Genomic DNA, 19,024 nt, shown 5'->3' with positions numbered 1-19,024 from the left:
CCCGCCCCGACGGCGGCCGGACCCCGCGGTCCGGCCGCCGTCCCCGTCCCCAGGAGGACCGATGATCCGCTTCGACGCGCTGCGTGTCGCCTACGACGACTCCGTCGCCCTGCACGGGCTCGACCTGGAGGTGGCCGAGGGCGAGTTCTTCACCCTGCTCGGCCCGTCCGGCTGCGGCAAGACCACCGCGCTGCGGGCGCTGGCCGGCTTCGTCCAGCCCACCAGCGGCCGGGTGCACGTGGACGGCCGCGACGTCACCGACGTGCCCAGCGAGCGGCGCGGCGTCGGCATGGTCTTCCAGAGCTACGCGCTGTTCCCCAGCATGACCGTGGCCGAGAACATCGCCTTCGGGCTGTCGGTGCAGCGGGTCGCCAAGGCCGAGCAGCGCGAACGGGTCGACCGGGTCGCCGACCAGGTCGGGCTGCGTCCCGAGCAGCTGCGGCGTGGGGTCGCCGAGCTGTCGGGTGGGCAGCAGCAGCGGGTGGCGATCGCCCGCGCGCTCGTGCTGCGGCCCCGGATCCTGCTGCTGGACGAGCCGCTGTCCAACCTGGACGCCAAGCTGCGGGTGCAGCTGCGCGGGGAGCTGCAGCGGCTGCAGCGCGAGGTCGGCATCACCACCGTCTACGTCACCCACGACCAGGAGGAGGCGCTGGCCCTCAGCGACCGGATCGCGGTGCTGTCGGAGGGACGGCTGGCCCAGGTCGGCACCCCGCGGGAGGTCTACGAGCAGCCGGCGAGCGCGCAGGTGTGCGACTTCGTCGGCGAGGCCACCCGGCTCACCGACGCCCAGCGCTCGGTGCTGGCCGGGCTGGACGGCGAGGAGGACGTCTGGGTGCGGCCCGAGCACGTCCGGCTCGCCGTCGACGGCGGCGCCGCCGCGGTGGTGCGCACCCTGGCCTACCGGGGCCCGTCCACCCTCGTCGGGCTCGAGCTGGCCGGTGACCCGCTGCTGGCCGCGGTGCCCAGCGCGTCGGCGGCCGGCCTCTCCCTCGGCGACCCGGTAGCCGTCGGCCTGGACGCCGACCGCGTGCACCGGTTCGGGGCGGCGCGGTGAGCGCCGACACCCTCACCCCGGTGCGACCCGGCGGCCCGCGGCGGGGCCGCCGGGGCCGCGGCAGCACCCGGCGCGTGCTCAGCAGCCCGCTCGGCGTGGTCGTGCTGGTGGCCACGCTGTGGTTCGCCGCGGCCTTCCTCGTGCTGCCCAACGTCACGCTGCTGCAGGCCACCTTCGCCCCCGACGGCCGGCTCAGCCTGAGCGCCTTCGAGCGGCTGCTCTCCAGCGAGCGGGCGCTGCGCTCGCTGGGTCACAGCGTGCTGCTGGCGGCCACCCTGGCCGTGACGGTCAACGTCGTCGGGGTGTTCATCGTGCTGGTCACCGGCTGGTTCCGGGTCCGCGCCCGCCGGGTGCTGTGGCTGGGCTACGCCACCACCTTCGTCTACGGCGGCATCGTGCTGGCCGCCGGCTACAGCTTCATCTACGGCCGCTACGGGTTCGTCACCAACGCGCTGGCGCGGTGGTACCCCGACCTCGACCGCGACTGGTTCTCCGGGTTCGTCGCGGTGGTGCTGGTGATGACCTTCGCCACCACCACCAACCACATGCTCTTCCTCTCCGCCGCGCTCGCGGGCATCGACGCGCAGTCGGTCGAGGCCGCCCGCCTGATGGGCGCTTCGCCGACGACGGTGCTGCGCCGGGTGGTGCTGCCCAGCCTGCGGCCGATGATCTTCGCCGTCACGGTGCTGACCTTCCTCACCGGGCTCGGCGCGCTGACCGCGCCGCTGGTGCTGGGTGGACGCGACTTCCAGACCGTCGCCCCGATGATCCTCACCTTCGCCCGCTCGGAGAGCTCGCGCGACGTGGCCGCGCTGCTGGCGATCCTGCTGGGCCTGGCCACCATCGTCCTGCTCGCGCTGATGAACCGGGTCGAGCGCGGCGGCACCTACTTCGCGGTGGCCAAGGTCGCCACCCCGATCGCCCCGCAACCGTTCCGCACCCGCTGGGGCTCGGTGCTCGTGCAGGTGCTGGCCTGGGCGCTGTGGGTGGTCTACGTGGTGCCGGTGCTGTGCGCGGTCGTCTTCTCCTTCGTCGACCCGCGCGCGGTGATGGCGGGGTCGATCGGTCTGGGTGACCTGACCGTCGAGCACTGGGTGACCGTGCTGACCGACGCCGGCGCCCTCGCCCCGTTCGTGGTCTCGGTGGTCTACTCGGGGCTGGCCTCGGTGGTGGTCGTGCTCGCCATGGTGCTCGTCGCCCGGCTGCTCAGCCGGTGGCGCAGCTGGATGGCCTCGGCCCTGGAGTACGTGCTGCACCTGCCGTGGATCCTGCCCACCATCCTCATCGCCCTCGGCCTGGTGATGACCTTCGACCGGCCGCGGCTGCTGGCCGCCCAGCAGGTGCTCACCGGGACCGTGGTGCTGCTCGGGGTGGCCTACGTGGTGGTGAAGATCCCCTTCACGCTGCGGCTGCTCAAGGCCGCCTTCGCCGCCGTCCCGGACGAGGTCGAGGACGCCGCCCGCATCCTCGGCGCCGGCCAGCTGACCACCGTCCGGCGGGTCGTGGTGCCGGTCATCGCCCCCACCATGGCGGCCGTCGCCGCGCTCAACTTCACCAGCCTGCTCGATGACTACGATGCCGCCGTGTTCCTCTACCACCCGCTCTTCGAGCCGCTGGGGATCGCGATCAAGCAGTCCACCGAGGGCGAGTCGGCGGTGCAGTCGATGGGGACCACCTTCGTCTACACGGTGCTGCTGATGGTGGTGCAGGGGCTGGTGCTGTGGGCGGTCTACCGCCGCCGGCCGACGGGGACCGCCCGTGGCTGACCAGGGCGCCCTCGGGGTGCGGATCGAGGACGTCGCCCGGGCGGTCGGCGTCTCCCGCGCCACCGCCACCCGCGCGCTGCGTGGGCAGGGTCGGATCGCGGCCAGCACCCGCGAACGGGTGCAGCGGGCCGCCGAGCAGCTGGGCTACGTGCCCAACCTGATGGCCACCGAGCTGGCCTCCGGCGCCCGTGGAGGAGCGATCGGGCTGATGCTGCGCGACGCCGCCAACCCCGTCTACGGCCAGCTCTTCTCCGCCCTCGAGGTGGCCGCCGCCGCGGCCGGGCTCGAGCTGGTCACCGTCACCATCGGCGCCGACCCTGGCGGCGAGCGGCAGGTGCTCGCGCTGCGCCGGCTGCTCGGCATGCGGGTGGCCGGCCTGCTGGTCGCCACCGGCGGGGTCGACTCGGCCCGGCTCGAACCGTTCGCCGCCGAGGTGCCGATGGTGCGGGTCGGACGTCCGGAGGCGAGCCCGCGGATCCACGCCGAGTCCTACGACGAGGAGTGGCACGGCCGCCTGCTGGCCGAGCGGGTGGTGGCGCTGGGCCACCGCGACGTGGTGCTGCTGGGCGCCTCCGCCGAGACCTCCTACGGCGAGCACCGGCGGGGCGACGACCTGGAGCGCGCCCTGGCCGGGGTGGCGGTGCGGCGGCTGCGCACCGGGCCCGACCCGGCCGACGGCGTCCCCGCCGCCCTGGACGCGGTGGCCGCTGGCGCGAGCGCCGTGCTGTGCACCTCCGACGTCCGCCAGCTGGCGGTGCTGCGGGGGCTGGCCGCCCGGGGGCTGAGCGCCTCGACCACCGGCTGGGACGGCCGGATGCCCGGGATCGACCTGCTGGGCCTGACCACGGTGCGGATGCCGGTCGAGGAGGCTGCTACCGGTGCGGTGGACCGGCTGGCCGCCCTGCTGGGCGGGGAGGAGCTGACCCTGCCGACCCACCGCGGCTGGCGCGGGGAGCTGGTCGTGGGCCGCACACTGACGGAGAGGGGAACGGCATGACCGTGACCGAGCACCCGCGGCCGCTGGCCGTGCTGGCCCATCTGAGCGACCTGCACCTCACCGGTGACGGGGCACTGCTCTACGGGGTGGTCGACGCCGACCGGGCACTGGCCCGTGCACTGGAGCGGCTCGAGGCCTCCGGCGTACGACCCGACGCGCTGGTGCTGTCGGGCGACCTGGCTGACCGCGGGGAGCCGGAGGCCTACCGCCGGCTGCGCGCGATGGTCTGGCCGGTGGCCGAGCGGCTCGGCGCACGGGTGGTGGTGGGCTGCGGCAACCACGACGACCGGGCCGCGCTGCGCCGGGAGCTGCTGCACGACGCCGCCGCGGGCACCGACCCCGGCGCGGCGGACGGGGCCGACGCGCCGGTGCACGGCGTGCACGACCTGGGCGGCCTGCGGCTGGTGGTGCTCGACTCCAGCGTGCCGGGCGCCCACTGGGGTGAGCTGGCCGAGGCGCAGCTGGCCTGGCTGGCCGGGCTGCTGGCCGAGCCGGCCGAGCACGGCACCGTGCTGGTGGTGCACCACCCGCCGGCGCCGACGGTGCTCGACCTGGCGCTGACCGTCGAGCTGCGCGGGCAGCAGCGGCTGGCCGAGGTGCTGCACGGCACCGACGTCCGCGCCGTGCTGTCCGGGCACGTGCACCATCCGCTGTCGGCGACCCTCGCCGGGGTGCCGGTGCACGCCGCCAGCAGCCTGGCCTACACCCAGGACCTGCTGGCCGCCGGTGGTGGCACCCGCGGTCAGGACGGGGAGCAGGCGCTCGCGGTGGTGCACGTGCTGCCGGACACCGTGGTGCACGCGGTCGCCCCGGTGGCCGCGCACCCGACGGTGGGGGAGCGGGTGGAGCGCGACGAGGTCGCCCGGCGGCTCGCGGCGGCGGGCTTCGTGCGACCCGACGACGCCACCTGCTGAGGGCCGGCGCCGGTCAGCCGGCGCTGGTCGGCGTGGTCTCGACCGGACGCCTGGGCGAGACCGGCCAGTCGGCCGGGTAGCGGTCGGCCATCGACTCGTGCTGGGCGGTGAGCTTCTTGCGGATCCGGCCCGGCAGGCGGTCGCCGAAGACCGTGCCGTTGAGGTGGTCGGTCTCGTGCTGCAGGCAGCGAGCCAGCAGGCCGGTGCCGACCAGCTCGACGTCGCGGCCGTCGAGGTCCTGGCCCTGGCACAGCGCCTGGTCCGGACGCGACAGCGGGGCCCAGGCGCCGGGGTAGGACAGGCAGCCCTCGTCGGCCGACTCCAGCCGCCGGTCCCGGCCCGAGGGCAGCGTCACGCGCGGGTTGCAGAAGACCCCGGTGTGGCGGCGGTCGTCGGCGTCGGGGCAGTCGTAGACGAAGACGGCGAGGTCGATGCCGACCTGGGTGGCCGCCAGCCCGACGCCCTCGGCCGCGGCCATGGTGGCGAACATGTCCCGGACCAGGGCACGCAGGTCGTCGTCGAACGCGGTGACGGGCCGGGTCGCCGCGTGCATCACCGGGGTGCCCCACCGGGTGATCGGCAGCACGGTGCCGCCGGTGGTCAGGTCCAGGCTGGTCATGCGGGTCGTTCCTCCGTGGTGCGTGGGTCGTCTCGGCGACGGGGCCGACCCGCGATGCTACCCGGCGGCCGCGGCGACGTCGCGGACGAGGACGACGGCCGGGGCGGCGGTCGGGATCTCGAAGTCGAGCACGTAGCCGGTGTCCGGGTCCCGCGGGCGGCGGAAGGCCACCACCGCGTCGGAGTTCTGGTTGGCCACCCACAGGTGGCTGGGGCTGCACCACAGGTCGCGCGGCCAGCGTCCTCCGGTGCTCAGCTCGGCCACCTCGACCAGCCGGCCCTGCTCGGTGTCGAGGTCGAAGACGGCGACCGTGTCGGGCCCGCGGTTGCCGACCAGCACCTGGCCGTCCTGCAGCCGGAGGGCGGAGGGGAAGCACTCCGCAGCGGTGGCGCTGGTGCTGGGCCAGGAGCCCAGCTCCTGCCACCGGTGGTCCACCCGCCGGGCCAGCCAGAGCCGGGCGGTGAGCTCGCAGGCGACCACGAGGTGGTCGCCGCTGACCACCAGGTGGCGGGGCCCGGAGCCGGCCGGCAGGGCGATCGGGTCGGCGGCCAGCCGGAGGTGACCCTCGACGTCGAGCCGCAGCTGGTGCACCTGGTCGGTGCCGAGGTCGCAGACCAGGACCCGTCCCTCGTGCGGCACCACCTGGTGGGCGTGCGGTCCGTCCTGGCGGTCGGCGTGCGGCCCGCTGCCGGAGAAGGCGTGGTGGTCCAGCTCCTCCGACAGCCGCCCGTCGGCGGCGATGCCGAAGGTGGAGACCGACCCGCTGGTGTAGTGGGCGACCAGCACGTACTGCCCGGTCTCGTCCACCGCGAGGTGGCACCCGCCCGCACCGGCGGAGACCACGGTGTTGAGCAGCTCCAGCGAGCCGTCCTCAGCGATGCGCAGCGCGCTCACCGTGGTGGGCGTGGTCTCGCCGACGGCGTAGAGCAGTGGTCGGTCGGGGTGGGCGACGAGGAAGCTGGGGGTGCTCAGCGGCACCGGCGCCAGCTCGGTGAGGGCGAGCCGGTCGGCCTGGTCGGTGTCGAACCGGTAGGCCTCGACGCCGCGACGCTGCACGTCCTCGCCGGTGTACCCACCGACGTAGACGGCCGAGCCGACGAGGATCGAGGGGTCGCCGGAGGTCGCGGGGTCGTCAGCCATGCCGGCGAGGCTATACCGGCGCACCGCCACCGGGCGGCCTACGATCGCCGCGTGAACGAGCCGTCGAGCAGCGACGACGCCGCCGGGCCGGGGTGGGCCCGGGCCGCCCGCGCGGACTGGCTGTGCTCGCTCGAGCTCGACCAGCACCTGTCCGCGCACAGCCTGCGCGCCTACGCCGGCGACCTGGACGGCCTGGTGCAGCACCTGGACCGGCTGGGCCGCACCGGCTTCGAGCAGGTCGGGCTGCCCGACCTGCGCAGCTGGCTGGCCAACCAGCAGAGCCGCGGGATGCAGCGCAGCACCCTGCAGCGCCGCGCGGCCGCGGTCCGGGGGTTCTTCGGCTGGCTGCACCGCACCGGCCGGATCCCGCACGACCCGGCCCAGGCGCTGCGCTCGCCCCGGCGCGGACGGCGGCTGCCGCCGACGCTGGACCAGCGCGACGCCGAGCGGATGCTGAGCCGGGCGATCGAGGCCGTCGGCGCCGACGACACCCCGGTCGCCCGCCGCGACGTGGCCTTGCTGGAGATGCTCTACGCCTGCGGCACCCGGGTCTCGGAGCTGTGCGGCCTCGACCTCGACCAGCTCGACGGGGAGCGGCACCTGGTCCGGGTGCTCGGCAAGGGCGACAAGGAGCGGGTGGTCCCGGTCGGCCGCCCGGCCTGGACCGCGCTGCAGGCCTGGCTGGACGTCCGGGGCCGGCTCGCGACCCCGGCCGCCGGGGCCGCGGTCTTCGTCGGCGAGCGGGGTGCGCGGATCGACCCGCGGGTGGTCCGCCGGATCGTCCACCGCGCCCTGGCCGGGGTGGAGGGCGCACCCGACCTCGGACCGCACGGGCTGCGGCACGCGATGGCCACCCACCTGCTGGAGGGCGGGGCCGACCTGCGCAGCGTGCAGGAGCTGCTCGGGCACTCCTCGCTGGCGACCACGCAGATCTACACCCACGTCACGACCGACCGGCTGCGCGCCGCCTTCGAGCAGGCCCACCCCCGGGCGTGAGCGCCCGTCTGGGTGGTGCGTCAGCGCTGCTCGGCGACCCCGTCCCCGGGTCCGTAGAGCCGGGCGATGTCGGGGGAGTCCAACCACCCCTCGTAGGTCTCGTTGCGCGGCCAGCCCGCGGGCGAGTCCTGCCACGGCTCCTGCCGCCCCCAGGGCAGCAGGTCGATGAGCGCGAAGGTGTGGCTGAGCTGCTCGGTGCCCCGGCCGGTGGTGTGCCAGGTGCGGTAGACGGTGTCGCCGTCGCGGAGGAAGACGTTGACGGCGAACCCGCCCCCGGGCGGGGCGTCGACGTCGGCGCCGAAGCTGCTGCCGGCGGTGGAGTACCACTCCATCCGGTTGCCGACCTTCTCCCGGTAGGCCAGCGCCTCGCCGATCTCGCCCTGGGTGACCACGACGAAGCGGGCGTCGTAGGTGTCGAGGAAGTCCAGCCGGGTGTACTGGGAGGTGAACCCGGTGCACCCCCCGCACTGCCACTGCGCGCCTGGCGACCACATGTGGTGGTAGGTGATGAGCTGGGAGCGGCCGGCGAAGACGTCGACCAGCCGGACCGGTCCCTCCGCCCCCACCAGCGTGTACTCGGGCATCCGCACCATCGGCAGCCGGCGCCGCTGGGCCGCGATCGCGTCGAGCTCGCGTGTGGCGGCCTTCTCGCGGCGGCGCAGCTCGGCCAGCTGCTCACGCCACCGCTCCTCCGCGACCACGGGCGGCAGCGCCGGTGCGGTCGGGCCGGGCGGGGCGGTCGTGCCGGGAGGGGTGGCTGACGTGGTCATCTCTGCTCCTTCGCTCGAGACGCGCCGCGGTCCGCAGATCGCCGACCGGATATGTTGACAGCGTACACATCGGGTTCCGGCCGCCGTCAAGGGTCGACCCGCGCTGACCACGACCCGGATCGGAGGACCGGTGCCGCGCTCCCGGACGGCCTACCACCACGGCAACCTGCGCCAGGCCCTGCTCGAGGCCGCGCTCGAGCTGACCCGGGCCGGCGGGCCGGCCGCGCTGGTGGTGCGCGAGATGACCGCCCGGGCTGGGGTGTCCCCGAACGCCGCCTACCGCCACTTCGCCGACCGGGACGCGCTGCTCGCCGCGGTGGTGGAGCAGGTGCAGGCTCGGATGGCCGAGCAGATGGCCGCGCCGGCGCGACCCGCTCCGGACGACCCCGATGCCGCGGTGGCGGGCCTCCGGGCCGTCGGGCTGGGCTACATCGAGTTCGCGCTGCGCGAGCCCGGCTGGTTCGAGGTGGCCTTCGCGACCCCCCGGCTGGCGGGTGCGGGTGACCTCGGGCGCCCCGCCGGCTCGCTGCCGCCGCCGCTGCGCAGGCTGGTCGAGGCGCTCGACGACCTGGTCGCCGCCGGCCTGCTGCACCCGGACCGCCGGCCGGGTGCGGAGTGGCCGTGCTGGTCGGCCGTGCACGGCTTCGCCCTGCTGGCGCTGCAGGGCCCGCTGCGCGAGGTGCCGGCGGAGGAGCGGCGGGCGGCCGCCGCGCGCACGGTCGACGCGGTCGTCCGCGGCCTGCTGCAGCAGTGACCCTCCTCATGCCCCGCGTCCCGCGAACCATTGACAGGCAAGTGAACGCTTGCCTATGGTGAGAGCACCGACGACATGGGAGGACGAGCGATGACCCACGACCTGGCCTACGGCACGCTGGAGACGACCGACGGACGCCCGACGCTGCGCTTCGAGCTGACGCTGGCCCACCCCGTCGAGCGCGTGTGGCAGGCGGTGAGCACGCCCGAGGAGCTGCGCCGCTTCTTCCCCGGTGCCGCTGACTGGGGACCGGCCGAGGGGGAGACGATCGACCTCGGCGGGGCCACCCTCGAGATCACCGAGATCCGTCCGCCGCACCGGCTGGCCTGGGTGATGGCCGGGCAGCCGCAGAGCTTCGAGCTGCACCCCGACGGGGCCGGCTGCCGGCTGGTCTTCGTCCACGTCATCGACGACCTGCCGGCCGCCCAGACCGCCACCGGCTGGCAGACCTACCTGTCGAGGCTCGAGCCGCACCTCGCCGGCGGCCACCTCAGCGACGAGGACGCCCACCGGCACTGGCGCGAGATCCACGAGGCCTACGCCGCGCGGTTCGGCGTCGACCCCGAGCCCGGTCGGCGCTGGGCCGACCAGCACCTGCCCGCCGTCTCCGCCTGACCCGTCCCGGGCGGCCGGCCGGCACCGGCTCACAGCCACGACGCCGGGTCGACCAGCCCACCGTCCACCCACATCATCAGGTGCAGGTGGCAGCCGGTGGAGTAGCCGGTGGTGCCCACCCGACCGACCACCTGCCCCCGGCGCACCCGCTCACCCACCGCGACGGACCAGTCCATCGCGTGGTTGTAGGAGGTGCGGAAGCGGTGCCCGCCGAGGTCGCCGTGGTCGACCACCAGCCGGTTGCCGTAGCCGGCGTTGACGTCGCGCTGCACCACCGTGCCGTCCTGCGCGGCGCGGATCGGGGCCCCGCAGGGCGCGCCGTAGTCGGTGCCGTCGTGCAGCTTGCGGACGCCGAGCACCGGGTGCAGCCGGGGCCCGAAGGGTGAGGTGAGCGGACCGTCGGACGGGGCGACGAACCCGTGCCGGCCGGGCGTGCCGGGTGGTCCGGGCCGAGCGGAGGGCGCGGCCTGCCGCTCCCGGGCCGCCCGCTCGGCCTCGCCCACGCTGCGCGCCGGTAGCAGCCGCAACGCGGTGTCGGCGTCCACCGCGGTGGGCAGCAGCGTGGGGTCGAGGTACTCATCGCCCCGCCGCAGACCCCAGTGCAGGCAGGCGCCGGGAGGGCAGTGCCCGGCGAGCAGCACCCCGACCGGGTCGCCCGCCCGGACCCGGGCACCGACGGCGACGGTGGCGCGGACCGGCTCGTAGGTGGTGCGCAGCCCGCCGTGGTCGATCGAGAGCACCGGGCGCCCGGCCACCATGCCCGCGAACGCCACCGTCCCCGCGGCAGCGGCCCGCACCGGCTCACCCTCCGTGCCGGCGAGGTCGACCCCACGGTGACCCGCACCCCAGCGCTCGGCCGGCGGGTCGAAGGGCCGGACCACGACGGGTGCTCCGGCGAGCGGCCAGCCGGCCGGGTCGGGCCACCGCGGCTCGGCACGGGCCGGGAGGGCGGCCGCGGAGAGGACGGCCAGCAGGAGGAGCAGGGCGGCGGCCCACCACCGCCCGGGCCGGGACACGGTTCGATGCATGGACCGACCATGGGCGGTCCGGCCGCCACCCGTCGGCCGACGGAGGCGTCTGTGGACGGTGCTCGGGAGGACGGGCGTCCTGTGGACGACGGCGGGCGGCGGCGGGCGGCGACGACCGAGTGGCGGGGACGGGGGAGCCGACGTAGACTTCCCGCAGCAACCCAGCCACCTGGGTTGACTTCGCATGCAGAGACGCCGCTCCGGACCTGAGGGTGCGGGCGGCCCCAGTCCCCACGGTCCCTCACGAGGGTCGGGACGGGTCTGCATCAGGCGGTGCCGAACGGTTCGGCGCCGGACAGACCGTACGGTGCGCCACGCGCACCAACGAGGAGGATCGGCCATGGCCGTCGTCACCACCCGCCAGCTGCTCGAGAGCGGCGTCCACTTCGGGCACCAGACCCGTCGCTGGAACCCGAAGATGAAGCGCTTCATCTTCACCGAGCGCAACGGCATCTACATCATCGACCTGCAGCAGTCGCTGACCTACATCGACCGCGCCTTCGCCTTCGTCAAGGACACCGTCGCCAAGGGCGGCACCGTGCTCTTCGTCGGCACCAAGAAGCAGGCCCAGGAGGCCATCGCCGAGCAGGCCAGCCGGGTCGGCATGCCCTACGTCAACCAGCGCTGGCTGGGCGGCATGCTCACCAACTTCGGCACGGTCAGCAAGCGGATCGGGCGGCTCAAGGAGCTCGAGCAGCTCGACTTCGACGACGTCGCCGCCTCGGGGCTGACCAAGAAGGAGCTGCTGATCCTGCGCCGGGAGAAGGACAAGCTGTCCAAGACCCTCAGCGGCATCCGCGACATGGCCCGCACCCCGCAGGCGGTGTGGATCGTCGACACCAAGAAGGAGCACCTGGCCGTCGACGAGGCCCGCAAGCTGAAGATCCCCGTGATCGGCATCCTCGACACCAACTGCGACCCCGACGAGGTCGACTACGCCATCCCCGGCAACGACGACGCGATCCGCTCGGTCGCGCTGCTGACCCGGGTGCTGGCCGACGCCGTCGCCGAGGGCCTGGTGGCCCGTTCCTCCGGCGGCCAGACCGGCGCCGAGGCCGAGGCCGAGCCGATGCCGGACTGGGAGCGCGAGCTGCTGGGTGGCGCCGAGGCCGGTGCGGCCGAGGCCCCGACCGCCGACGCCGCCGACGTCGCCACCCCCGACTCCGAGGTCGTGGCCGCCACCGAGGCCCCCGCGGCCGAGGCGACCGCCGCCGCCGAGGCGTCCGACCCGACCGCCGACGTGCCGGCCACCGATGTCGAGGCGACCGCCGCCGACGCCGAGGAGGCCCCGGCCACCGATGCGGCGACCGGCGCCGAGACCGGCGAGGCCGGTAGCGGGTCCATCTCGAACAGCTGACCACCCGGCGTGCGGGCGCCCCGGCTCCCGCACGCCCGACCGTCCCCGACGCCTGCCTCGGGCAGGCCCACGAGAAGAGGAACAATGGCATCGTTCGCTGCATCGGACGTGAAGAAGCTCCGCGACGCCACCGGCGCCGGGATGATGGACGCCAAGAAGGCGCTGACCGAGGCCGACGGCGACTTCGACAAGGCGGTGGAGGTGCTCCGCGTCTCCGGCCAGGCCAAGGCCGCCAAGCGCGGTTCGGAGCGTGAGGCCAGCAACGGGATCGTCGCCAGCTCCGGCAACGCCCTGGTCCAGCTCGGCGCCGAGACCGACTTCGTGGCCAAGAACGACGAGTTCGTCGCCCTGGCCGACGAGATCGCCGCCGCCGCCGACCAGGCCAAGGCCGGCGACGTGGACGCGGTCAACGCGCTCACCCTGGGCAGCGGCCAGACGGTCGCCGAGGCGATCAGCGCGCTGGCCGCCAAGATCGGTGAGAAGCTCGAGCTCGCGGCCGCCGCCTACTTCGACGGCACCGCCTCGGTCTACCTGCACCGCCGCGCCTCCGACCTGCCGCCGCAGGTGGGCGTGCTGGTGGAGTACACCGGTGAGGACGAGATGCTGGTCCGCTCGGTCGCCATGCAGGTGGCCGCGATGCGTCCCAGCTACGTCAGCCGCGAGGAGGTGCCGGCCGACGTCGTCGCCAACGAGCAGCGCATCGCCGAGGCCACCGCGCGCGAGGAGGGCAAGCCCGAGAAGGCGCTGCCGCGCATCATCGAGGGCCGGGTGAACGGCTTCTTCAAGGACGTCGTGTTGCTCGACCAGCCCTACGTCTCCGACGACAAGAAGTCGGTCGGCCAGGTGCTCGAGGCCGGCGGCGTGAGCGTCAGCCGCTTCGTCCGCTTCGAGGCCGGGGTCTGATCCGAGCACTAGAGTGACGTGCGCCGCCGGGGTGACCTGGCGGCGCACGTCCGTATCCGGGGTCCGGCACGCGGCCGCCCGGCAGAGACCGGCACCGATCGAGGAGTGGTGAGTTGCCCGCCTACAAGCGCGTCCTGCTGAAGCTGTCCGGCGAGGCCTTCGGCGGTGGCCGGATCGGTGTCGACCCCGACGTCGTGGCCAGCATCGCCCGCCAGATCGGCGACGTCGTCAGCGACGGCGTCCAGGTCGCGATCGTGGTCGGCGGCGGCAACTTCTTCCGCGGGGCCGAGCTGCAGCAGCGCGGGATGGAGCGCGACCGCGCCGACTACATGGGCATGCTCGGCACGGTGATGAACTGCCTGGCACTGCAGGACTTCTGCGAGAAGGTCGGCGTCGACACGCGGGTGCAGACCGCCATCACCATGGGCCAGGTCGCCGAGCCCTACATCCCGCGGCGGGCCGAGCGCCACCTCGAGAAGGGCCGGGTGGTGATCTTCGGCGCCGGTTCGGGGATGCCCTACTTCTCCACCGACACCGTGGCCGCGCAGCGGGCGCTGGAGATCGGTGCCGAGGTGCTGCTGATGGGCAAGAACGGCACCGACGGCGTCTACGACAGCGACCCGCGGACCAATCCGCAGGCCGTCTTCTACCACGACCTCAGCTACGACGACTTCCTCGCCCAGAACCTCAAGGTGGCCGACGCCACCGCGATCAGCATGGCGCGCGACTACCGGCTGCCGATGGTCTTCTTCAACCTCGACACCGAGGGCAACATCGCCCGGGTGGTCGCGGGTGAGAGGATCGGGACCACGGTGCACGCCTGAGCGAGCGGGCCGAGCGGCCCGACGCCCCGAGCCGGCCGGCTCGACCGCACCAGACGAACGACCAGGGAAGGACACGATCACCGTGATCGCCGACATCATCACCGAGGCCGAGCTGAAGATGGACTCCGCCGTCGAGTACGCCAAGGAGGAGTTCGCCGCGATCCGGACGGGTCGGGCGCACCCGGCGATGTTCAACAAGATCACCGCCGAGTACTACGGCACCGCCACGCCGCTGCAGCAGCTGGCCAGCTTCCAGGTGCCGGACGCACGGATGGTGCTGATCACCCCCTACGACACCTCGGCGATGTCGGCGATCGAGAGGGCCATCCGCGACTCCGACCTCGGGGTCAACCCGTCCAACGACGGCAAGTCCATCCGCGTCACCCTGCCCCAGCTGACCGAGGACCGCCGCAAGGAGTACATCAAGCTGGCCAAGACCAAGGCCGAGGAGGCCCGGGTCTCGGTCCGCGGTGCCCGCCGCGCGGCCAAGGACGCCCTCGACAAGCTGGTCAAGGACAAGGAGGCCGGTGAGGACGAGGTGGTGCGCGCGGAGAAGCAGCTCGACGCCGCCACCAAGAAGCACACCGACCAGATCGACGAGGTGCTCAAGGGCAAAGAAGCCGAACTGCTCGAGGTCTGAGTGAGCTCCGAGGACGCCACCACCGCACAGGCGGGTGCGGACGACCCACCCGTCGCGCGGGAGCACGGGCGGGCCGGCCGCAACCTGCCGGCCGCGATCGGCGTCGGGGTGGCGCTGGGTGCGTTCCTGGTCTTCAGCCTCTGGAAGTTCCAGCTCGGTTTCGCGGTGCTGGTGGCGGTGGCGCTGGCCCAGGGTGCGGTGGAGCTGCACCACGCGCTGCGCCGGATCGGGCTGCGCTCGGCCATCGTGCCGATCGTCGTCGGCACGCTGGGCATCGTCATCGGCTCCTACTTCGCCGCGCTGCAGGACTCGCCGATCACCGCCAACACCATCCTGCTCGGCGCCCTCGGGGCGACCGTGCTGGCGGCGCTGATCTGGCGGATGCCGGGGGGTCAGGAGGGCTACGTCAAGGACGCCGCCGCCAGCCTGTTCATCATCGGCTACGTCCCGCTGCTGGGGGCCTTCGTCTCGCTGATGCTGGCGGGGGAGAACGGCTCGCTGCGGGTCATCACCTTCATCTGCGTGGTGGTGGCCGGCGACGTCGGCGGCTACGCGGTGGGCGCCCTGCTGGGCCGCCACCCGATGGCGCCGAAGATCAGCCCGAAGAAGTCTTGGGAGGGTCTGGCAGGCTCGTTCCTGCTCGGCGCGGCGACGTCGGTCGGCCTGGTGGTGTGGGGGCTCGGCGGTCCGCTCTGGGCCGGCGTGCTCCTCGGCGTCCTGCTGGTCGCCGTCGGCGTCTGCGGTGACCTGATCGAGTCGCTGGTCAAGCGCGACGTCGGGATCAAGGACATGAGCTCGATCCTGCCCGGGCACGGCGGGGTGATGGACCGGTTGGACTCGCTGCTGGTGGCTGCACCGGTGGCCTGGTTCACCATGTACCTGCTGATCCCCGGCGGCTGAGCACGAGCACCTGCGGACCGAACCGCACCACGGCGACCGCACCGCACAGCACGGAGTGAGGACATGAGCGAGATCTACGACCACGAGAAGGTGGTGCCGGACGACGCGCCGGCGCTGCCGCTGGTGATGCAGGCGCCCCGGCGCGGCAAGCCGCCCGAGCACTGGAGCGACCTCGACGCCGACGGCCGGCGCGAGCGGATCCGGGCGGCCGGGCTGCCGGCCTTCCGCGCCTCCCAGCTGTCGCGGCACTGGTACGAGCGGCTGGACGACGAGCCGTCCGGCTGGACCGACCTGCCCGCCGCGGTCCGCGAGGCGGTGGCCGACCAGTTCTTCCCGACCCTGCTGACGCCGGTGCGCACCCTGGGCTGCGACGGCGGCACCACCGTCAAGTCGCTGTGGCGGCTGCACGACGGCGCCCTGGTGGAGAGCGTGCTGATGCGCTACGGCGCCGGACGTCCGGGCAGCCGCAGCACCATCTGCATCTCCTCCCAGGCCGGCTGCGGGATGGCCTGCCCGTTCTGCGCCACCGGCCAGGGCGGGCTGCAGCGCAACATGAGCACCGCCGAGATCGTCGAGCAGGTGGTGGCCGGCGCCCGCGCGCTGGCCCGCGGCGAGGTGACCGGCGGCCCGGGCCGCATCAACAACGTCGTCTTCATGGGGATGGGCGAGCCGATGGCGAACTACCGCTCGGTCATCGCCGCCATCCGCACCCTGGTCGCGCCCGCCCCCGACGGGCTGGGGATCGGCGCCCGCGGGATCACGCTGTCCACCGTCGGGCTGGTGCCGCGGATCCAGCAGCTCACCGAGGAGGGGCTGCCGATCACCCTCGCGGTCAGCCTGCACGCCCCCGACGACGAGCTGCGCGACACGCTGGTGCCGATCAACACCCGGCACAAGGTGGACGAGGTGGTCGACGCCGCCTGGGAGTACGCCCGGGTGACCAAGCGGCGGGTCTCGATCGAGTACGCCCTGATCAAGGACATCAACGACCACGCCTGGCGGGCCGACGAGCTGGCCCGCGTGCTCAAGCGGCGCGGCGACTGGGGCTGGGTGCACGTCAACCTCATCCCGCTCAACCCCACCCCCGGGTCGAAGTGGACGGCCTCGCGCCCGGAGGACGAGCGCGAGTTCGTCCGCCGGCTCGAGGCCCACGGCGTCCCGGTGACCGTCCGCGACACCCGCGGCCGCGAGATCGACGGCGCCTGCGGGCAGCTGGCCGCCGCCGAGGTCTGAGCGGCCGGGGGCGACGTCCGCCGGTCCGCTCAGGTGCGGGCCCGGGGACCGAGGCTGGCGAGCAGGCTCTCCAGCAGCCAGTGCCGGTAGCGCTCGAGCGGCCAGTCGCAGGTGCGCAGCAGCCGGTCGGCGACCTCTGGGGAGGTCAGCGTCCAGACCACGTCGACTGCCACCTCGCGGTCCAGGCCGGCCGGCAGCCCGTGCCGGCGCTGCAGCAGGTCGACCGCGTGGCCGTTGCCGACCCGCCGTTCGCGGTCGATGGTGGCGACGAACCCGGTGACGACCGGGTCACCGCGGGCGGCGAACAGCTGTCCCAGCAACGACCCCACCCGGGAGTGGATGCCAGCGGTGATCGCGACGTAGGCCTCGAGCAGCGCCCGTGTGTCGGGGCTGTGCTCCATCGCGCGGAAGGCGGGGCGTCGACTCATCGGCACGGGCTCGTCGTCGCCGGCCAGCCGGACGTCGTAGAGGGCCTTGACCACGTCGGCCTTGCCACCCACGGTGTTGTAGACGGTCTGCGGGCTCACCCCTGCCGCGGTGGCCAGCGCGGCCACGGTGAAGCCGGGCATCCCATGGTCGACCAGCAGCCGTTCGGCCGCCTGCAGGACCCGGTGCCGGGTCTGCTGCGCCTGCTCGTCACGCCGGGTCCGGTCGTAGGCCCTTGCCACCCGACCTCCTGGGGTCTAGCGTCAGTTTGAGTGGAATGCTAATCCAATCAAACCCGGGGGAGAGCCGATATGGACAACGAGGCGTGGCCGGCCGCGGAGGCGGTCTTCGAGGCGATCAACAGCGGTGACCTGAGCCGCCTGGACGAGTGCGTGACCTCCGACTTCGTCGACCACGGCTCACCGTTCCCGATCCCGCCGGGACCGGAGGGCTACCGTCAGGTCCTGGGCTTCGTCACCCGGGTGCTGCGGCTGCGCTACGAGGTGGAGGACGTCATCCAGACACCGGACCGGATCGTGCTGCGGGCCACCGGGTACGGGTCGGGGGTGGACGCCGTGCACGGCGCCGGTGCGGCGGGTCGGCCGTACGCCATGGCCACCATCCACGTCTACCGCACCGAAGGGCGTCGGCTGGCCGAGCACTGGGGGGTCCGCGACGAGCTCGGCGCCAGGGTCCAGGTCGGTACGGTGCCGCCGCCACAGCGCGCCGCCGAGCCGCAGCGGCTCTGAACGCGGCACCGCCGGGCCGGGCCGGGGCGGGCGTGCGCTGCGGGCGGTCGCGACCGCCCGCTGCTGTCGACCCGGCGCCGGCGGACGGCGTATGCTTCGGTACGAGGGGAGTACCTCGACAGGCCGGTCCCGGTCATTCCGGACGTCCCACGACGTCCTCGGGCTGCCACCTCAGCAGGTGAGGAAGACCTCGGACGCGACGACGTGCCCGAGGAGGCCCCATGCCCGACGACACATCCATCGGTACCCCCCTGCTCTGGGCGGTCAGCATCGCTGTGCTGCTCGCCCTGCTGGCGGTCGACTTCGCCGTCACCCGCCGTCCGCACGAGGTGACACTGCGCGAGGCCGTCGGCTGGTCGGTGTTCTACCTCTCGCTGCCCTTCGTCTTCGCGCTGTACCTGTGGTGGGCCTACGGCGGCGGCCAGGCGCTCGAGTTCGTCACCGGGTTCGTGGTCGAGAAGTCGCTCTCGGTCGACAACCTGTTCGTGTTCATGCTCATCCTCACCGGGTTCGCCGTGCCGGCGGTCCTGCAGCAGCGGGTGCTGCTGTTCGGCATCGTGGGCGCGCTGGTGCTGCGCGGCGTGTTCATCGCCGCAGGGGCCGCGCTCCTGCAGGCCGGCACCTGGGCCTTCCTCGTCTTCGGTGCCATCCTCTTCGCCACCGCCGTCAAGATCATGCGTGACGCGGTCTCGGACGAGCCCGCCGAGCGGGACGTCTCGCAGATGCGGGTGGTCCGGCTGCTGCGCCGGGTGATGCCCGTCACCGACGACTACCGGGGCACCAAGCTGGTCGCGCGCGAGGGCGGTCTGCGGGCGCTGACCCCGCTGGCCGTCGTCGTGGTCGCCGTCCTCGCGACCGACGTGGTCTTCGCCGTCGACTCGGTGCCGGCCATCTACGGCATCACCGCCGATCCCTACCTGGTGTTCGCCACCAACGCCTTCGCGCTGATGGGGCTGCGGGCCCTCTACTTCGTCCTGCAGACCGCGCTGGCCAAGCTCGTCCACCTCAACCACGGGCTGGCCATCATCCTCGCCCTGATCGGGGTGAAGCTGGTGCTGCACTGGGCCCACGGCATCTGGCCCGCCGTCCCGGAGGTGCCCACCTGGGCCTCGCTGGTCGCCATCGTGCTGGTGCTGACGACGGTCACCGTCACCAGCCTGCGTTCGCGCCGGACCGCGGAGCGGGAGGAGGTGACGACGTGATCCTGCTCGTGGAGCTGCTGGTGCAGGCGGTGCTGACCGTGCTGGTCCTGCTCGCGCTGGTGCTCTCGTGCGCGGTGCTGACGACCGTCCACACCCGACGGCGGCACCGGCACTGAAGCCCCCGCACCCGGCGGCCG

At 73.8% G+C, this 19,024-nt stretch carries 20 protein-coding genes; 15 read left to right on the top strand and 5 right to left on the bottom strand.

All coding sequences use genetic code 11. The features are described from left to right. Positions 1-61: 61 nt before the first annotated feature. The 4 genes from DT076_RS03525 to DT076_RS03510 are packed head-to-tail and all read left to right on the top strand — an operon-like array spanning position 62 to position 4,731. Positions 62-1,054: an ABC transporter ATP-binding protein gene (locus tag DT076_RS03525; protein WP_114125294.1), complete on the top strand. Its 993-nt coding sequence runs from the start codon at positions 62-64 to the stop codon at positions 1,052-1,054. After that, positions 1,051-2,820: an ABC transporter permease gene (locus tag DT076_RS03520; RefSeq protein ID WP_199538940.1), complete on the top strand. Its 1,770-nt coding sequence runs from the start codon at positions 1,051-1,053 to the stop codon at positions 2,818-2,820. Before DT076_RS03525 ends, DT076_RS03520 begins: the two co-directional genes overlap by 4 nt. Further along, positions 2,813-3,817, top strand: a complete 1,005-nt coding sequence (locus DT076_RS03515) for a LacI family DNA-binding transcriptional regulator (protein WP_114125293.1) — start codon at positions 2,813-2,815, stop codon at positions 3,815-3,817. Before DT076_RS03520 ends, DT076_RS03515 begins: the two co-directional genes overlap by 8 nt. Beyond that, the gene (locus DT076_RS03510; RefSeq protein WP_114125292.1) at positions 3,814-4,731 is read left to right on the top strand and encodes a metallophosphoesterase; all 918 of its coding nucleotides are present in this window, start codon (positions 3,814-3,816) and stop codon (positions 4,729-4,731) included. Before DT076_RS03515 ends, DT076_RS03510 begins: the two co-directional genes overlap by 4 nt. 13 nt (positions 4,732-4,744) lie before the next feature. Here DT076_RS03510 and def read toward each other — a convergent pair whose 3' ends face one another. Next, positions 4,745-5,350: a peptide deformylase gene (gene def, locus DT076_RS03505; RefSeq protein ID WP_114125291.1), complete on the bottom strand. Its 606-nt coding sequence runs from the start codon at positions 5,348-5,350 to the stop codon at positions 4,745-4,747. A gap of 57 nt (positions 5,351-5,407) precedes the next feature. Beyond that, the gene (locus tag DT076_RS03500; protein WP_114125290.1) at positions 5,408-6,490 is read right to left on the bottom strand and encodes a lactonase family protein; all 1,083 of its coding nucleotides are present in this window, start codon (positions 6,488-6,490) and stop codon (positions 5,408-5,410) included. Positions 6,491-6,541: 51 nt separating this feature from the next. Here DT076_RS03500 and DT076_RS03495 point away from each other — a divergent pair, with 51 nt between their 5' ends. Further along, positions 6,542-7,486, top strand: coding sequence for a tyrosine recombinase XerC (locus DT076_RS03495; protein ID WP_114125289.1), 945 nt, complete (start codon positions 6,542-6,544; stop codon positions 7,484-7,486). Between the two features lie 20 nt (positions 7,487-7,506). Here the strand turns inward: DT076_RS03495 and DT076_RS03490 are convergent, their stop codons facing one another. Beyond that, positions 7,507-8,256, bottom strand: coding sequence for a DUF899 domain-containing protein (locus tag DT076_RS03490; RefSeq protein WP_114125288.1), 750 nt, complete (start codon positions 8,254-8,256; stop codon positions 7,507-7,509). Positions 8,257-8,386: 130 nt separating this feature from the next. Here DT076_RS03490 and DT076_RS03485 point away from each other — a divergent pair, with 130 nt between their 5' ends. Together DT076_RS03485 and DT076_RS03480 are read left to right on the top strand one after the other, a co-directional pair. Continuing rightward, positions 8,387-9,010: a TetR/AcrR family transcriptional regulator gene (locus DT076_RS03485; protein WP_114125287.1), complete on the top strand. Its 624-nt coding sequence runs from the start codon at positions 8,387-8,389 to the stop codon at positions 9,008-9,010. Positions 9,011-9,100: 90 nt separating this feature from the next. Continuing rightward, positions 9,101-9,625 carry an SRPBCC domain-containing protein gene (locus DT076_RS03480; RefSeq protein ID WP_199538939.1) on the top strand — a complete coding sequence of 175 codons (525 nt, stop codon included), beginning with the start codon at positions 9,101-9,103 and terminating at the stop codon, positions 9,623-9,625. A 29-nt stretch (positions 9,626-9,654) separates the two neighbouring features. Here the strand turns inward: DT076_RS03480 and DT076_RS19295 are convergent, their stop codons facing one another. Continuing rightward, a complete protein-coding gene (locus DT076_RS19295) occupies positions 9,655-10,653 on the bottom strand; it encodes a M23 family metallopeptidase (protein ID WP_158548029.1) in 999 nt (332 codons plus the stop codon). Between the two features lie 340 nt (positions 10,654-10,993). Here DT076_RS19295 and rpsB point away from each other — a divergent pair, with 340 nt between their 5' ends. From rpsB to rlmN, 6 genes are all read left to right on the top strand, one after another. Beyond that, positions 10,994-12,010: a 30S ribosomal protein S2 gene (rpsB, locus tag DT076_RS03470; RefSeq protein WP_114125286.1), complete on the top strand. Its 1,017-nt coding sequence runs from the start codon at positions 10,994-10,996 to the stop codon at positions 12,008-12,010. Between the two features lie 84 nt (positions 12,011-12,094). Continuing rightward, positions 12,095-12,913, top strand: a complete 819-nt coding sequence (tsf, locus tag DT076_RS03465) for a translation elongation factor Ts (RefSeq protein ID WP_114125285.1) — start codon at positions 12,095-12,097, stop codon at positions 12,911-12,913. 113 nt (positions 12,914-13,026) lie between these two features. Next, positions 13,027-13,737, top strand: a complete 711-nt coding sequence (pyrH, locus tag DT076_RS03460; protein ID WP_114125284.1) for a UMP kinase — start codon at positions 13,027-13,029, stop codon at positions 13,735-13,737. A gap of 85 nt (positions 13,738-13,822) precedes the next feature. Beyond that, positions 13,823-14,377, top strand: coding sequence for a ribosome recycling factor (frr, locus tag DT076_RS03455; RefSeq protein ID WP_199538973.1), 555 nt, complete (start codon positions 13,823-13,825; stop codon positions 14,375-14,377). Between the two features lie 84 nt (positions 14,378-14,461). Then, the gene (locus DT076_RS03450) at positions 14,462-15,277 is read left to right on the top strand and encodes a phosphatidate cytidylyltransferase (protein WP_233493664.1); all 816 of its coding nucleotides are present in this window, start codon (positions 14,462-14,464) and stop codon (positions 15,275-15,277) included. A 63-nt stretch (positions 15,278-15,340) separates the two neighbouring features. Further along, the gene (gene rlmN / locus DT076_RS03445) at positions 15,341-16,510 is read left to right on the top strand and encodes a 23S rRNA (adenine(2503)-C(2))-methyltransferase RlmN (protein WP_114125281.1); all 1,170 of its coding nucleotides are present in this window, start codon (positions 15,341-15,343) and stop codon (positions 16,508-16,510) included. A gap of 29 nt (positions 16,511-16,539) precedes the next feature. On the opposite strand, the gene DT076_RS03440 is transcribed toward rlmN, so the two are convergent. Next, a complete protein-coding gene (locus tag DT076_RS03440; RefSeq protein WP_114125280.1) occupies positions 16,540-17,178 on the bottom strand; it encodes a TetR/AcrR family transcriptional regulator in 639 nt (212 codons plus the stop codon). Between the two features lie 69 nt (positions 17,179-17,247). Between DT076_RS03440 and DT076_RS03435 the strand changes: the two genes are divergently transcribed. Both DT076_RS03435 and DT076_RS03430 read left to right on the top strand, forming a co-directional pair. Beyond that, positions 17,248-17,685, top strand: coding sequence for an ester cyclase (locus tag DT076_RS03435; RefSeq protein WP_114125279.1), 438 nt, complete (start codon positions 17,248-17,250; stop codon positions 17,683-17,685). A gap of 221 nt (positions 17,686-17,906) precedes the next feature. Continuing rightward, complete coding sequence (locus DT076_RS03430) at positions 17,907-18,887, top strand: TerC/Alx family metal homeostasis membrane protein (protein ID WP_114125278.1); 981 nt, start codon at positions 17,907-17,909, stop codon at positions 18,885-18,887. Positions 18,888-19,024 lie beyond the last annotated feature (137 nt).

It is taken from the genome of Desertihabitans brevis (assembly GCF_003327535.1).
GTDB classification, from domain to species: Bacteria; Actinomycetota; Actinomycetes; order Propionibacteriales; family Propionibacteriaceae; genus Desertihabitans; species Desertihabitans brevis.
Note: the sequence above shows the minus strand (reverse complement) of the source record. Positions and strands in the feature narration are given on the sequence as shown.